Origin of the sequence: Virgibacillus salinus (assembly GCF_900102415.1) — a bacterium.
Lineage (GTDB): Bacteria > Bacillota > Bacilli > Bacillales > Amphibacillaceae > Lentibacillus > Lentibacillus subterraneus.
This window is the reverse complement of the sequence record NZ_FNKD01000003.1, coordinates 538,090-554,403: the sequence shown is the minus strand read 5'-3', so window position 1 is coordinate 554,403 and position 16,314 is coordinate 538,090. Positions and strand designations below refer to the sequence as shown.

Genomic DNA, 16,314 nt, shown 5'->3' with positions numbered 1-16,314 from the left:
AATCCTATGTGGTTTAGGTCTCCCTTTTTACTTGTATCTTCACTTTTACTTTCACATATTATTTTTCTATTTTATTAATTAGATACTAATATGGAAGTTCTCCTAATAAACCATAAGTACCATTGTTTCCATGAAACGAAACAGCTGTGGTTCAACAAGTGCCCTTCTTCAAGGGAAAAGGTTTAGGTGAACTTATGCGTCCACAGTAAATCACAGGTTCAATAGCTACCTTATCGCCAAATGAAACATATGTAATTCCTTCTCCAATTTCAGTTACTATATCTGCAAACTCCTGTCCAGGCTACTTATACCTTTGCTTTTACAGCTGTTACTTCAGGCTCAATAGATCTGACAGATTCCTAAAAATAAACTAAATAATATTTAATATTGTGAAATTTTAGAGTTGTTTTATTAAGTGAATTTAAAGATAATTGAAATGTAATATGAAGAGTCATAGCTTAAATTAACTAATGGTTAATAAAGAAAAATATTGTTTGGAAAGGATAGGTTTAATTATGAAAATAGTTGGAGTGTCGGGAACGATTGTGGGAAAAAAAACATCAATACTAGTAAAAGCTGTTATAGAGGAAATAAACAGTATAGACTCTAGTATTGAAACCAAGCTCCTTGATTTAAGAGAATATGATATGCAATTTAGTGACGGTAGAAGCTTTGAATTATATAATAACGATACTCAAAGAATTATAGAAGAAATGTCTAGTGCCGATGCTTACCTTATTGGAAGCCCAATATTTAATGGTTCAATACCAGCCCCATTAAAAAATGTATTTGATTTGGTCAAACCATCAATATTTCGCCACAAAGTTATGGCTTTCGTTGCAAATGGGGGAACATACCAACATTATCTAATGATTGAGAATCAATTAAAACCGATAGCGGGGTATCTGCGATCTCATGTGGCCCCATCATATGTTTATGCTAACTGTGATCATTATACTGAGGATAATCAAATCGTTAATACAGAACTCTTGAATCGCATTCATACACTAGCAGAAGAGATAGTGCACATGCAAAAGGTATTGAGGTCAGAACAACAGGCATAACATAAAACCCCATGGTAAGCTTCGTCATTACTAACCAGGCCTTATACAGAGCTCATATTAAACAGTACAAGACTTTGCAATACCTAGTCACGGGAGAAACTTATTAGCAAGCCCGCGAGTGCCATTGAAATCTTGGCACTTTTCCACATAAGCATACGAATACCTTATAAGTTATCCCCCTCCTCTTTCCTAAGGTCACTGAAAAGTTTATTCGAGTAAAGAAATAAGGTAATCACCTACTAAGTATTGGTGATTACCTTGTTTTTATATCCCCTTTGGGCTTATTTTCATTTACAAAACATAGAAACACTGCCTAAATTATCGAATTCCGCAATAATAGAATCCCCCGAATCAAAGGCAATTGCACCGGACATCGCACCACTTAAGATAATATCACCTTTTTTTAGACCTTTTCCCCGTGCTGCTAACTGATGAACTGCCCAAGTGATGGCTGTTGCAGGATGTCCTAAAACAGCAGCACTCGACCCTGTTGTCGCTACCTTACCATTTTTAGTCATCACCATCCCAATATTACCTAAATCTACTGTGTTTGGAGAAACCCATTTGCTCCCTACAATAAATTTAGCAGAGGAACAGTTATCTGCTACCACATCGACTAAGGTGAATTTAAAATCTTTGTAACGACTATCAATAATTTCAACTGCAGGAGCAACATATTTTGTTGCGTTTATTACATCTTCCTCAGTTATATCTGCACCCTTTAAATCTTGATCCATGAAAAAGGCAATCTCTGGCTCGGCTTTTGGATGTATAAGTTGTGCATAATCCACAGGCTCCCACTCGTAAGCCAGCATATCATTATGCAACACACCATAAATAGCTTCGTTGACTCCCATCATTTCTTGTTTGGCTTTACTTGTTAACCCAAGCTTTATCCCAACTTCTTTTGTTCTATTTTCTACTAGTTTATGAGCAAGTAATTCATCTTGTAACCCATAGGCTTCTTCAATAGTTAGTTCCGGATAGTCATCGGTCACTTTAATCACTTCAAGTGCGTCCTGCTCTGCTGCGTACAAATAATTAATAATTTCTTTTTCTTTACTTGTAATCAAAGACATATTTAAACCCCCGCTTTAGCTTTTTTGGATAAATCAGCAGCAACATCAACAATCATATCTTCTTGACCACCAACTACTTTCATTTTTCCGAGTTCTATTAAAATATCACGTGGGTCAACTCCAAATTTTTTTCCAGCACGTTCTGCATGAAGTAGGAAACTAGAATATACCCCAGCATATCCTAGAACAAGACTTCCTTTGCGTATCTCCTGTGAACCTTGAATAATAGGCCCTACAACATCTTCAGCTACATCCATCATTTTATACAAATCTATGCCCAGATCTATCCCCATTCGTTCCAAGACCGCGAGTAATACTTCGGTTTGAGCATTCCCAGCACCTGCCCCCAAACAACGAATACTTCCGTCAATTCGAGTCGCCCCCTCTTCAATCGCAACAAGTGTGTTTGCTATCGCTAATGATAAATTGTTATGAGCATGGAAACCAATTTCTACATCCAAATGTTTACGCATTGCGCGAATTTTTTCACGTACTTCATGTGGGAGCAGTGCCCCTGCGGAGTCCGTAACGTAAACAGCTTGAGCTCCATAACTCTGCATCAGTTTAGCTTGCTCCACCAATTTATCAGCAGAGACAGAATGTGCCATCATTAAAAAACCAATTGCTTCCATTCCCAATTCCCGGGCTTTTTTAATATGTTGAGCAGATACATCGGCCTCAGTTGCATGGGTCGCAACACGTACTAATTGAGCTCCTAAATTATGTGCTTGTTCTAACTCATGTATTGTTCCAATCCCTGGAATGAGTAGCACAGAAACTTTTGTATGTTTACATTCATCGACAGCTGCTTCAATCAACTTCATTTCATCAACAAGGGATTTCCCATATTGCAAAGTAGATCCACCTAAGCCATCTCCATGACTGACTTCTAGATAATGCATCCCAGCATCATCTACCGACTTCGCAACATCACGTACTTGTTTTTCGGTAAATGCATGTGCTACCACATGGCTTCCGTCACGTAAACTTACTTCTGTTAGTTGTAAATACTTACCATTACTCATTTAATTCACTCCAGTCTATTTCTTATGATTCTGTACTGCTGCCTTTTTATCTAACATTAAACGACCAAAGTCTTCGCCTACACGCTTGGCTGCAGCTGTCATGATATCAAGGTTGCCTGCATAGGGCGGAAAGTAATCTCCCGCTCCTTCAATCTCAAGAAATACAGTTATGGTATTCCCATCGAATATAGGATCTTGTCGGAGATGATATCCTGGTACGTATTCTTTTACTTTATCAACCATTGCTTTAATCGCAGCGTTCACTTTTGCTTCGTCCATATGTTCTACTTCACAGTACACTGTGTTTCGCATTAAAATTGGTGGATCTGCTGGATTTAAAATAATTAACGCTTTCCCGGTATTGGCACCACCGACTTCTTCAATTCCACGGCGTGTAGTAATTGTAAACTCATCAATATTTGCTCTTGTTCCTGGGCCAGCGCTTAAACTAGAGATTGTAGCAACTATTTCACCATACTTCACATCTGAAACTTGATTAACGGCATTGACAATAGGAATCGTCGCCTGACCGCCACACGTTATCATATTTACATTATCCAATTTACTATTATCTTCTTTATTACCAACCGCTGGAGAAAAAAAAGGGCCAACAGCAGCAGGGGTTAGGTCAATCACCATTTTGCCGAGGTCTTTTAAAATTTTTGCATGTTCCACGTGGGCAATTGCAGATGTTGCATCAAAGACAATATCTGCTGAATCTGGATTGTCAACGAAACCTTGAATCCCGTTAGAAAAGACTCTATATCCACTTTTTTCTGCTCTTATTAATCCATCAGAATCCGCATCTATTCCAATCATAGTAGTTAAATCAATCACATCACTTTGTTCTAATTTATACATCAAATCCGTCCCAATATTTCCAGAGCCGATTATAGCCGCTTTTACTTTTTCCAATTTATTTCTCCTCTCTCATTCAAAATAGTTTTGCTGGAATACCTAAAATTACGAAAAGCTATTTAAAATAAACAGTTACATTACCAAGTGAACCAAATTTAGCTTCAATCTTATCACCAGCAGTTACAGCTACAGCTCCAGATAAAGCACCAGGTAAAATTAATTCATCTTTTTTCAATGTAATATCGAACTCAGATAATTTATTTGCTAACCAGGCAATAGCCCCTGCCGGATGTCCAAGAGCGGCAGCACCGGCCCCAGTTGCAATCAATTTCTCATTTTTAAACAAGACCATACTATTAGTACGTAAGTCTACTTGATTTAGCGTTGATGTTTGATTACCAATTACCACTTTCGCGGATGATCCGTTATCTGCAACCGTATCAGCTAGTTTAATTTGCCAATCAGCAACTCGGCTATCGATAATTTCAAGCGTAGGTACAATATACCTCGTTGCCATCATGACATCTAAATAAGTGACATTTGGACCTTTTAAATCTGTATCTAAAACAAAGCCAATTTCAGCTTCGACCTTCGGTGCAATCATCGTACTTACATTGACGTTTCCTCCATCTTCTATTTGCATGTCATCAAACAAATGTCCATAATCAGGCTCATTGACATTCAACATACGTTGCATAGCATCACTAGTTAAACCAACCTTCTTACCAATGATCTTTTTACCTTGTGCAAGCTTTTTTTCCACAATCTCAAGTTGTATCTGATATGCCTCTTCAATCGTTAAGTTTTTATTCTGTTCAGTTAGTGGCCTAATTCCTTGACGCGCTTCTTCTGCCTCTAATAGCTCTGTTGCAAATTGACTTATTTGCACTGACATCATATAGCCCCCTATACTAAACAAACGAAAGGCGATCAATTTATCCCCTTTCGTTTGTTTTTACTTTTTAATGGTAATCGTTTTTGCTTCTGTATAAAAATCGAAGCTGTGTCTACCACCCTCACGTCCAATGCCGCTTGCTTTAGAGCCACCGAATGGAGTTCTTAAGTCACGAACATACCAGCAGTTGACCCATAGTAAACCTGCATCTACCAAGGAGGATACGCGTTGAGCTCGTCGTAAATCATTAGTCCATACAACCCCAGCTAATCCGTAAATTGAATCATTGGCTATTAGAATTGCCTCTTCTTCTGTTTTAAACGGAATAACAACTGGTACTGGCCCAAAAATTTCTTCTTGCGCTACTCGCATCTTATTATCAACATCATATAAAATGGTAGGTTCATAGAAATTGCCTGTCTCCATTCCTGCAACCATTCTTCCTCCATAGGCAAGTTTGGCACCTTCTGATATTCCTAGTTGCACGTAGTCATCCACAGATTTCATGTGTTCCCGTGATACAAGAGCTCCCATATCAGTGACCTCATCCATTGGGTCTCCTACTTTAATTTTCTTTACAGCTTCTACAAATTGATCTAAGAATTGATCATATATGCTTTCTTGCACCAGAATTCTTGAACCTGCTAAACAGATTTCCCCTTGATTACGATATATGGCATCAATTGATCCAGCTACCGCTTCTTCTAAATCAGCATCTGCAAATATAATATTAGCAGACTTTCCTCCAAGCTCTAATGAGACAGGAGTTAAATTTTCAGCTGCATTACGCATCACAGTTTTTCCCGTAGTCGACTCCCCAACAAAGGAAATCCGACTAACAGATGGGTGGGTAGCCATTTCTGTTCCTACAGAACCACCAGGCCCAGTCAATATATTGAGCACACCAGGAGGAAGGCCAGCCTCGTTAGCAATCTCACCCAACAAGACAGCACTTAGTGGTGTATAAGAGGCTGGTTTAACCACCACTGTATTGCCAGCAGCCAATGCTGCCGAGGCCTTCCATGTCATTTGCATGAAGGGAAGATTCCAAGGAATAATTAAGCTTGTAACCCCTGCTGGTGCATATTGTGCATAAGACATATGGTTATGCATATCATAATGTTCATCTACCATGTATTTAGCCATTTCAGCGAAAAATCGAAAGTTGTCTGCTGCACGGGGAATATCAAATCCACGACTTTCCTTAATTGGTTTACCAACATCTAATGTTTCAACATAGGCAAGTTTATCCACGTTTTCCATAATTAAATCCGCCATCTTGCACAAGATACGCGACCTTTCATTAACAGACATGGTGCTCCAAACTCCATTTACATATGTGCTTTGCGCCACGTTTATTGCTTGTTTAGCATCTTCTTTGCCACCCTTAGCAACACTAGCTATCTTCTTATTTGTAGCTGGGTTAATAGTCTCGAACGTTTCACCAGAAAGAGCTTCTATATATTTACCATCAATAAATAGCTTTGAATCCTGTATGAGTCTATTATTAGCTGCTACCTCATTAGTCACTTCCTATTCCTCCCTAATTTTCTATTTCAATAATCATTTCTATTTCAATTGCTGTGTTATTAGGAAGTTGTGCCATACCAACAGCTGAACGACCGTGTTTTCCTTTGTCTTCAAAGACTTCGCCAATTAAATCGGAAGCCCCATTCATAACCTGTGGTAGTTCTATGAAATCTTCTGTCGAATTAACCATACCAAGTAATTTAACAAACTGTTTTACATTACTTAGTTCGCCTACTTCATTTTTAACTACACTTAATAAATTTAGCATGGATTGACGAGCTGCCAGATAGCCATCTTCAGTAGTTAATTCATTACCCAATTTACCATGATATTGATCAACACCTTGTCCCGCAGTAAACAATAAATTCCCCACTCTCACACAACTTACATAACTACCCCATGAAGGCCTTAGAGGTGGCAAAACGTGTCCTAGTTCTTCAAGTTTTTCCTCTGGTGTTTTCGTCATTTGATTTCTTCCTTTATATCAACATTTAAGAAGTTAAGCGCATTTTTTCCTAAAATTGCCTTTCTTTGTTCATCTCTTAATTTAATAGTTTCATCAATCACTTTACCCGGTGGAACTTCCCTAAGTAGAAATGGATAATCAGAACCCATTATAATTTTTTCATGACCAAAACGATCTACTAGATACCTAATATTTAATGGGTCATAATTCAATGAATCAAAATAAAACTTTTTTGCGTAGTAACTAGGTGGCATACTTGTTAACCGTAAATTTGGCCACGCATTCCACCCTTGGTCTAACCGCGGTAAAATATAAGGGAACGATCCACCACCATGGGCAAAGCAAACTTTCAATCTAGGAAACCTTTCCATAATACCGCTATTAATTAAACTAGCTGCTGCTACAGCTGTTTCACTCGGCATTCCTACTGTATACATGAAATTATGACGGGGCAGGCGATCTCTACCCAAAGTCTCCCAGGGGTGAATGAATATTGGTACTCCCCATTTTTCAGCCATCTCAAAGAAAGTTGTAAATTCGGGTTCATCTAGATTTTTTCCATTGATATTTGTACCAATTTCAATACCCCTTAATCCTAATACATGTATACAACGATCCATCTCTTTAATAGCTACTTCTACATTTTGTAAAGGGACAGTACCTAATCCAACAAAACGATTTGGATACTGTTTAACCGTATTCGCGATAAAGTCATTTTGTACTTTTGACATTTCTTCCGCTTCTTCTACTTTAGCCCAATAAGAAAATGTTACTGGGATAGGAGATAACACTTGGATATCTACACCTTCAGCATCCATATCTTGAATTCTTTTTTCTGGGCTCCACACCTGATCCGTAACTTCACGAAATACATTTCCCTCAATCATGATATTCGCACCACAACTACACGTTTTTTCCAATACGGGCCATTTGTCACTACCAAACTTATCCGCAAAATCGGGAATTTCTTCCGGAATAATATGTGTATGAAAATCTACTCTCATTTCCAAAGTCCCACTGTTTCGGACATAACATGACCACAATTATTACATGTACGAAGCTCTTCGTTTGAATCAAACTCTTCAATTCCGCCTTTAAGCTGTTTTTCAATATTTGTTAATACCATTGTTATGCGATGTAATTCATGATCACATTTGTCGCAAAACCAAACCATATCTTCCGTTACCCCTTCACCACGAGGTTGCTCGATAACGAGTCCATATGTGTTGGCAACTCGGTGTGGAGAGTGAGGAACCATACCTGGTAATAAAAACACTTCCCCTTCCTTAACTGTTACAACTTCTCGTTTTCCTTCATCATTAATTACTTCAACATAACAATCACCTTTAATTTGGTAAAAAAACTCTTCTGAGGGACTTACATGGAAGTCACGACGTTTATTTGGTCCTCCAACCATCATACAAATGGTTTGGGAGTCAGCCCAAAGCTGTTTGTTATTTACCGGTGGTTTCATTTCACTTTTATTCTCTTCAATCCAACCTAACAAATTAAATGCTTTAAACTTTGACATATTAAATACCTCCATTTTTTTAGTAAACTTGTAAACTCTTATTTATTTAACTTTATCCTACCATCCTAAAAGGGGCTCTGTTTGTTGAATGTCCCCTTCTAAAATCAACTCACGAATTCTTGTTGATGAAATACGTGTACCCTTCGTACAGCAAACTGTATGAATAGGTTGAACTAAAAAGTATTTTTTCAGAAGATCTACATCTCCTTCGCGGCTTTTTCCAAAACGAAAATCTTCTCCTACTCTTATACTCTTTGGGTTTAATCGTTTTAACTCATTTATAAAACTTTCAGGGCTTCGTTTTGTATATGATTCATCAAATGGTGCAATAACTACATAATCGACTCCTAGTTTTTTAAATCTTTGTATCTTTTCTTTAACAGATGTTAAAATGTGTGCATCTTGAAAGTAGGCACGTGGTGGTGGATCAAAGGTATATACCACACTTTGAACGCCCTCAATAGCACTTTCTCTCACCGTTTCTCGGATAACTTTCTGATGACCACGATGTACACCATCAAAGGCACCTATTGTAATAATTGATTTAGGTAAGATAAGTTTTTCATTCGCCGCATGAACCTCCAACAAAAATCACGTCCTTTCAAAATGATTATTTTCACACTTGGAACTTTGATGTTGATTCTACTATTTCTACCTTTCAAGCGTCCTTTCAGCCATTGGACATGTCGAATTATGCGCTATTATAAAAGGATTAATATAAACCTTAAACTGGATTCTTAGGATATCGATTTTTAAAATCATTAGCTTCTTCCAATGCTCGATCTACCATATCGAAGGAATTTTGACTTTTATGTTTGCTATAAAACATGCCCAATTTCCTAACCGGATCACCTGAATAATACCGTTCATATTGCACTAATCTTTGGCCAAACGCTTCACCACTTAAATCCCATGCTAACTTAAACAAGCGAACCCGTTCCTCACCTGATATACCTGAACGTCCACCATAATAACGATCAATATCTTCTGCTAATTCCGGGTTGTTTAAATCCGCTTCCGTTGGAGGTAAGATTAATCCACTTGCTCCGATTGTCTGGATAACCTCAATAGCCCGAGGATAAGCTTTCGGCAAAATGCCTCGAATAGTCTCCAATGGTATAGGATTAGGTATGGCCTCCCCATTAGATCTGATAGTATATTCATTTTCTGCAGTGCGTAACAAAGCCCTAATTGTTTCAACAGACTGTACCAGTTCACCCAATTGAGTTTGTACATTTAGAAACCCGTCTACACCGATTGCATCAGCCACCTTTGACGCTACCTCTTGAGCAAACTTGAGTTTTACTAATCCTCGCGCCGCATTTTGATGAGTGTTTTGACTTAAACCAGTTTCTGAATAAAGTTTGTTGGCCGCGTCCACGTTGTTATAAAGAAAGACGCGATCCCAAGGTACAAGAACATCGTTGAAAATAAGAACAGCGTCATTTTCTTCAAACCTTGATGCAAGTGGATGATCAAATAATGGACGCTTTCCATCTTGCATAGGTTCGCGACACATTAAACGTAGCCCCGGTGTATCAATCGGGACAGCAAAAGACAACGCGTACCGCTCGTCACCAGGTTTAAAACCCGGGAATGAATAAATAATAACCTCGTCCGTAATTGGGGCAAGTGTTGCAAGCATTTTTGCCCCGCGAACAATAAGTCCGTCGGGAGTTTCTTCGACAGCACCTAAATGTGTAAAGAGATCTTTTTGTTCATGAGAAGATTTACTCCGGTCAACTTGTGGATTTATCAATGCATGTGTCATAAATAAATCATTATCACGAATATACTTGTAATAGTTTTTAATATTTTCCGCCCAGTCCGAATTGTATTGATTATAAAAGTCCGGGCTACTCGCCATGGAAGTAACGGTCACATTCAAAAAGTCCGGCGTTCTTCCCATCAATCCAAAAGTTGCCTCTGCCCAAACATCGTATAATTCTCTACGAGCCATCAGATCACCGTAATTTTTAGGAACAATAAACGCATTTGATACTCTTTCACCGGTTTCCTCACATATACTCGTTATTTTGTCTCGATACTTAGAATCGTGTTGCATATCATACAATTTTGCAATTTCGCGAATCGGTTGCTTAAAATTGTCTTCATTGACTAGGTCCGTAACCTTTCTTCCATTCATCCAAACTTCCGGTTGTCTTGATTTCAAAGCCCGGATATAATCTTCACCTGTTCTAATACCCATTATTCATCCTCCTTAGTTTCTGATTATCCATGAACCTTTGATTTCATTTCATTAATATTCTAAATTCTTCCTATGATATGTCTTCATGATAGTTTTATCTACTAAGTTAGCGCTTACATTTTGTGAATACTTAAGACCTTTTGATGTACACTGTTATCATTTAGAAAATAATATTACTCTGATAGTTTTTTAAGATGAATTATTTTATTCGTTGATTTGCCCTTTTATTGCTTTTCAGACCTACCTGTATATTTGTACAAAAGCCAAGGATTCACGGATAATAAACTCTCCATTAAATCTTTTCTACCCCCCCTTTTAGTCTGTTGATTTTAAATATAATAAACTTTCAAACTAGTAACAACAGTCTGATTTCACCATGTGAAAGTGATATAAGTTTTTACCTTTCAGCTTTTCTAACAAGCATATAATAAAGTTAGTCACTAATAAGGCTTGGAATCCACAATACAGCATCTTCCCAATATGTGAGTATGATTAACACTATTATTGCCATTGTTAAAAATGGCATTATCGCCTTAACAAGATTCTCAAACTTAACTTCTGCAATGGAAGAGACGATAAATAACCCTGTCCCTACTGGTGGTGTTAATAAACCAAGTGTTAAATTAATACAAATGATTACCCCAAAATGAACTGGGTCTATTTGATAGATTCCCAGTAAAGGCATCATAACCGGTACTAATATAATTAATGCAGCAATTCCATCTAATACCGTTCCAAGTAACAGGAGAAAAATGTTGACTAACAATAAAAATACGAACGGGTTATCTGAAATACCAAGCATTGAGTCAGCAATCAACTGTGGGATTCTTTCAAACGACAAAACAAAGCCAAATAAATTTGCTGTCACAATTAGAAAGGTAATTGTTGCAGTGTTAATCACGGTATCTATAAATATTGAAGGAAGTTTTTTCATTTTTAATTCTCGATAAATAAAAGCACCTACTATGAACGCCACAATACAAGCAACACCTGCTGATTCAGTCGGTGTAAATATACCACCTAAAATACCATAAATTATCGTAAATGGGATAAGCATAGCAGGTAGCACTTTTATAGAGGTTGTTAAGATTTCCTTCAAACTTGCTCTTTGACTTTTCGGAAAACCCTGTTTCGCACCCATTATACCGATGACAATAATAAAACCTATCCCTAATAAAATTCCGGGGATAATACCCGCCATAAACAAATCACCAATAGAAGCACCAGTTAAAGTGCCATAAATAATAAATAACATACTCGGTGGTATTACTGGCGCAACTATAGAGGAGGCTAAAGTTAGAGAAGAAGAAAAATCACGTCTATAACCTTCCTCTTCCATTTCGGGGACCATTACTTTACTCATCATTGCTGCTTGAGCATTTGCAGAGCCCAAAATGGACGCAAGAAACATATTAGCAATAACTGCTACATATGCTAGTCCACCTCGAAAATGACCAATTAAAACTCTCGCAAAGTTTACTAGCTTTTTCGTAATTCCCCCACCATTCATTAACTCACCAGCTAACATAAATAAAGGTATAGCTAATAATCCAAAACTATCTATTCCAGAGAACATAGACTGAGGAGCAGACCCCATTGCCGTTAGCAGACCACTTAGTAATAAATACGAAAGCGAAGTAATAGCTAATACTAATGATATGGGGATTCCAACGAGCAAAAATACAATGAACAACAATACAACAATAATCATTGTCATGAGGCATTACCTTCTTGTTTATTATTTTTCACTAAATCTATAGTGTAATTCAATAAATGAATAAAACTGAAGGTTAGGCCAACTGGTACGGAAAGATAAGGTACCCACATAGGAATTCGCATAGCAGATGACTTTTGACTCGATAAAGAAAATATCCAATCATAACTTAAATACAGCAAAATTATTAGGAACACTAAGATAACAATATGCGAAAACATATCCAAAATACGTTTTCCATTCATTGATAACCTCTCCACTAAAAATGTTATAGAAGCTTGGGACTTATATTTAAGTCCCAAGCTTCCCCCTACAAAAGTAAGCCATGCCATCATAAATATACTTGCTTCAGTTGCCCAATAGATTGGTGCATTTAAAAAGTACCGATAGAATACTGATGTAGCTATTACCAGGGCTAGTGTTGCGATTAAAATAATTGAAATTACTTTTTCAACCGATTCAATCCATGTATCCAAAGTCTTCAAAAAATTACCCCCTAACGGAATGTCTCAATAAATTCTTTAATTAATGGGTCCTTACTTTTATATTTTTCATCAAACTTTTCAGTATATGGTGTAAACAAAGATTCATCTATTTTATAAAGTTCCATTCCCCGATCTTCTAGAGTATTAATAAACTCTTCCTCTTGTGAAGACCGTTTAAGTGTTGCATATTCAGACGTCGCCGCCATTGCTTCCTCTATAATTTTTTGATCCTCTTTAGGCATATTTTCAAATTGTTCCTTATTTGTAACCATGATTGATGGCCAAACCATATGATTCGTTAATGCCCCATAACCAGTAACTTCATTAAAATTAGAAGTAACTGCTGCATCTAAATCCATATCCATTCCATCGATAACACCTGTTTGGGCAGCTTGATATACTTCTGGTAATGAAATAGATTCAGGATTTGCGCCCAAGGAACGGTACCAATCTTGTAGTGCTGGGCTTGGGGTCGCACGCATAGACAAACCTTCCATCTCTTTAGGTGTTTCAATTTTTTCTCTAAATAACATAACACGATTACCTGAGAAGAAATAATTCATCGCTTTTATTCCAGTATCATCAACTGTTGCTAAAACATCTTTGGCTACATCACTTTTGCTCGCCTCAAGAACATCTTCGTATGAATCAAATAAAAATGGTGAGAACCAAGCACTAAATGCATCTGACATCGATGTTAAGTGAGCATTAGTAATGAACGCGAAATCTAGAGCACCTGTTTCAAGTTGTTGCACCATATCGGCATCACTTCCTAACTGCCCACCTGGATAAATTTCCACCGTCATACGACCATCAGAACGTTCTTTCAATTCTTTTGCTAAGTTTTTTGCAGCATCATTCCAAATGTGATTTTCTGGTGCTATGTGAGCAAGTTTAAAGCTGTATTCTTTCGCATTCTTTTCCGTCTCTTTACCACCCGCTTCTCCCTCACTACATGCACCTAAAACAAGTATTAAAACCATAAATAAACTAAATACAAAAATCCCGCTAATTTTATTCAATTACAAACACCCCTTTTTAAGTTTTTAAAAAACCATTTCCATCCGAAATTATCAACTATATACTTACAAGAAATAATGAGAGTAAAGCACAAACTAAATTGTTCTATGCTTTGATCTTCGTACACACTAATATCGTTGATTTAAGTTATATACTAGTTAATTACGAAAAAGTTACCTCCTTTAAAGCTGGTCAGTAATTGCCTTATATGCAATACTCAGTTAGTTTATGAGCTATTCTTATTCTCTGGGCATTAACCCCCCCTTGATACGTATCCATTCTGCTTAAGATTATATATCGATATAACCTAATTCCTGAGATATGGAATTTGCGGTGTTCATAATACTTTTTATCATTATAGTGCGATTACTTCCTTTCATGTAAGATACTGGACCAACCAAATTTACTGCTGCAATAGTTTTTCCAGAATAAGATAATATTGGTGCCGCAATTGCATATGTATGTGTGTCGTTCTCATTATTACTAATTGAATAACCAGTTTTACGCACTACTGCTAACTCTTGTTTAAGCTTGGTCGTATCAGTAATCGTGTTAGGAGCCTGACGAGATAACCCTCTACTAATTGTTTCTTTCAGATAAGATGAATTAAAGGATAATAATACTTTTCCAGCACTAGTAGAATAAGCTGGTTTCCTAGCTCCGACATGTGTCTGTATGTAGTATGAATCTAGTGAAGAAACCTTCAAAACAAATACAACTTCGCCTTTGTCAAACATACCTATATGAACCGTCCCTTTAAATCTTTGGGTCAATTCCTTAACTATCGGAATAGCTTTGTCATATATATCTTGTTGAAACATTACATTGTTATTTAATTCAAGTAATTTCCAACCAAGACGATACTTTCCGTTACTAGCTCGCATCAACAGCCCTTCATTACATAGGGTGCTAATTAAATGATGTGTAGTACTACGATTCAACCCAAGTTTCTCTGCAATTTGTCCATTTCCTAAGATGGGATCTTCAGTTGTAAAGCAATTTATAATTCTACTAGCCTTTTTCACAGACTCTATCATTTTAATTCCTCCACAAAAAAAATATTGATATACCTAATAGATTTGATGTATATAAGGTTGACAAGTTTTTTGTAATCGCTTTCAAAATTGAAAATTTTAAATATTTAATTTTCATTAATTATATCGATACATGTCTGACCGCGCAATAAAAATATTTCACATTATGAAACTATAGTAGTCTTTTTTACTTATTTTCCTTCCTGATTAATTTGCTTTCCCTTAAATCAATGGCCAGTGGCTATATGGAAAAAACATATTTGTGCAAAAATGGGAGTGTTTAAAAATGATTTGTACCAGTGTCAAGGTATCCTATTTATAAACTGACTTTCAATGATACCTATTAAGGGTTGCGTTCGATTGTATTTATAGTGGGGATACAATTACTAATGATTGTAGTGAGGAAAAAGTATCATGGAATGGAGAAATAATTTTTCCTAGTTAATGAATGACATTCCCTTTTAAGGTATAGTAAGAATAGAATTGATAATTTAGTATGAACGGTAATAGCTTTTTAATATGAAAGGGGATGTAATATGAGAAGAATTATTTTATCGACAGAAAGTGGAGCAGACTTACCAGAGGATTTGGCTGAGAAACATGCTGTTCAGGTGGTGCCGATGCATGTAGTCATGGATGGGCAGGATTATCTGGATGGTTCTTTACCCGTAGAGGATATTTACGATTATTATGATCGCTCCAAAAAGATACCCTCTACAACATCGACAAATGCCCATGAATATCATGATTTTTTTACGAAGATACAGGCGGATTTTCCTGATTGTATCATTATTCACATTGGCTATACATCAAAGGCATCTTCTTCCTTCCAAAACGCGGTGATCGCTTCAGAGAACTTCGATGATCTTTTTCTCATTGATGCGTTAAATGTTACAGGTGGACTAACAGCTATTGTGATGCATGCTGTTACCTTGCTGGAGAATGAACCTGCGATTGAATCTGATCGTCTAGTAGAAAAAATAAAAGCTATCATTCCGAAATCAAGATTGGCATTCGTACCCGGAAGCTTAGAGTTTCTCAGAGCAGGTGGACGTGTAAGCAATGTCGCCTATCTCGGAGGGGCCTTATTGAAACTAAAGCCAAGGATTGAATTAATCGATGGAAAACTGGTTTCTACCAAGAAATATCGTGGCAAAATGAGTAGCGTTGCCGAAAAGCTTTTGCAAGATTATTTAAATCAATTCGACATTGACCGGGAGCAGCTTTATTTTCAATATTCGATTGGACTTGATGAAAGTATCAAGCTGCGGGTGGAAGAAATCGCTAAAGAAAATGGTTTTAAAAATATAAAATGGATGCAAGCTGGTGCTATGATTTCAACTCATGCAGGACCTGGTGGTTTTGGGATTGCAGGGTTGGAGGTTTAGGTACAGTTCTGTTGCT

At 37.1% G+C, this 16,314-nt stretch carries 16 protein-coding genes; 2 read left to right on the top strand and 14 right to left on the bottom strand.

Annotation, left to right across the window (positions count from 1 at the left end):
• Nucleotides 1-515: 515 nt before the first annotated feature.
• Complete coding sequence (locus BLS02_RS14775; RefSeq protein ID WP_092493789.1) at nt 516-1,064, top strand: NADPH-dependent FMN reductase; 549 nt, start codon at nt 516-518, stop codon at nt 1,062-1,064.
• Between the two features lie 287 nt (nt 1,065-1,351).
• Here the strand turns inward: BLS02_RS14775 and BLS02_RS14770 are convergent, their stop codons facing one another.
• From BLS02_RS14770 to BLS02_RS14705, 14 genes are all read right to left on the bottom strand, one after another.
• Nucleotides 1,352-2,143: a 2-keto-4-pentenoate hydratase gene (locus BLS02_RS14770; protein ID WP_092493788.1), complete on the bottom strand. Its 792-nt coding sequence runs from the start codon at nt 2,141-2,143 to the stop codon at nt 1,352-1,354.
• Nucleotides 2,144-2,145: 2 nt separating this feature from the next.
• A complete protein-coding gene (gene dmpG / locus BLS02_RS14765; RefSeq protein WP_092493787.1) occupies nt 2,146-3,168 on the bottom strand; it encodes a 4-hydroxy-2-oxovalerate aldolase in 1,023 nt (340 codons plus the stop codon).
• Between the two features lie 15 nt (nt 3,169-3,183).
• The gene (locus BLS02_RS14760) at nt 3,184-4,083 is read right to left on the bottom strand and encodes an acetaldehyde dehydrogenase (acetylating) (RefSeq protein WP_092493786.1); all 900 of its coding nucleotides are present in this window, start codon (nt 4,081-4,083) and stop codon (nt 3,184-3,186) included.
• A 58-nt stretch (nt 4,084-4,141) separates the two neighbouring features.
• Nucleotides 4,142-4,921 (bottom strand): 2-keto-4-pentenoate hydratase, encoded by a 780-nt coding sequence (locus BLS02_RS14755; protein WP_092493785.1) that lies wholly within the window; start codon nt 4,919-4,921, stop codon nt 4,142-4,144.
• A gap of 60 nt (nt 4,922-4,981) precedes the next feature.
• On the bottom strand, nt 4,982-6,451 hold the full coding sequence (locus tag BLS02_RS14750; protein WP_092493784.1) for an aldehyde dehydrogenase: 1,470 nt from the start codon (nt 6,449-6,451) through the stop codon (nt 4,982-4,984).
• Between the two features lie 13 nt (nt 6,452-6,464).
• Nucleotides 6,465-6,917 carry a RidA family protein gene (locus tag BLS02_RS14745; protein WP_092493783.1) on the bottom strand — a complete coding sequence of 151 codons (453 nt, stop codon included), beginning with the start codon at nt 6,915-6,917 and terminating at the stop codon, nt 6,465-6,467.
• A complete protein-coding gene (locus BLS02_RS14740; protein ID WP_092493782.1) occupies nt 6,914-7,921 on the bottom strand; it encodes an amidohydrolase family protein in 1,008 nt (335 codons plus the stop codon). The genes BLS02_RS14745 and BLS02_RS14740 overlap by 4 nt, the downstream gene beginning before the upstream one ends.
• The gene (locus tag BLS02_RS14735; RefSeq protein WP_092493781.1) at nt 7,918-8,448 is read right to left on the bottom strand and encodes a 3-hydroxyanthranilate 3,4-dioxygenase; all 531 of its coding nucleotides are present in this window, start codon (nt 8,446-8,448) and stop codon (nt 7,918-7,920) included. The genes BLS02_RS14740 and BLS02_RS14735 overlap by 4 nt, the downstream gene beginning before the upstream one ends.
• 57 nt (nt 8,449-8,505) lie before the next feature.
• Complete coding sequence (locus BLS02_RS14730) at nt 8,506-9,033, bottom strand: FAD synthetase (protein WP_092493780.1); 528 nt, start codon at nt 9,031-9,033, stop codon at nt 8,506-8,508.
• A 139-nt stretch (nt 9,034-9,172) separates the two neighbouring features.
• A complete protein-coding gene (locus BLS02_RS14725) occupies nt 9,173-10,657 on the bottom strand; it encodes a 4-hydroxyphenylacetate 3-hydroxylase family protein (RefSeq protein WP_092493779.1) in 1,485 nt (494 codons plus the stop codon).
• A gap of 433 nt (nt 10,658-11,090) precedes the next feature.
• Nucleotides 11,091-12,368, bottom strand: coding sequence for a TRAP transporter large permease (locus BLS02_RS14720; RefSeq protein WP_439144725.1), 1,278 nt, complete (start codon nt 12,366-12,368; stop codon nt 11,091-11,093).
• Nucleotides 12,369-12,370: 2 nt separating this feature from the next.
• On the bottom strand, nt 12,371-12,856 hold the full coding sequence (locus BLS02_RS14715) for a TRAP transporter small permease (RefSeq protein WP_092493777.1): 486 nt from the start codon (nt 12,854-12,856) through the stop codon (nt 12,371-12,373).
• Between the two features lie 11 nt (nt 12,857-12,867).
• Nucleotides 12,868-13,878, bottom strand: coding sequence for a TRAP transporter substrate-binding protein (locus BLS02_RS14710; protein ID WP_254788782.1), 1,011 nt, complete (start codon nt 13,876-13,878; stop codon nt 12,868-12,870).
• 288 nt (nt 13,879-14,166) lie between these two features.
• Complete coding sequence (locus BLS02_RS14705) at nt 14,167-14,913, bottom strand: IclR family transcriptional regulator (RefSeq protein ID WP_092493776.1); 747 nt, start codon at nt 14,911-14,913, stop codon at nt 14,167-14,169.
• A 533-nt stretch (nt 14,914-15,446) separates the two neighbouring features.
• On the opposite strand from BLS02_RS14705, the gene BLS02_RS14700 reads away from it, so the two are divergent.
• Nucleotides 15,447-16,298, top strand: coding sequence for a DegV family protein (locus BLS02_RS14700; protein ID WP_092493775.1), 852 nt, complete (start codon nt 15,447-15,449; stop codon nt 16,296-16,298).
• Nucleotides 16,299-16,314 lie beyond the last annotated feature (16 nt).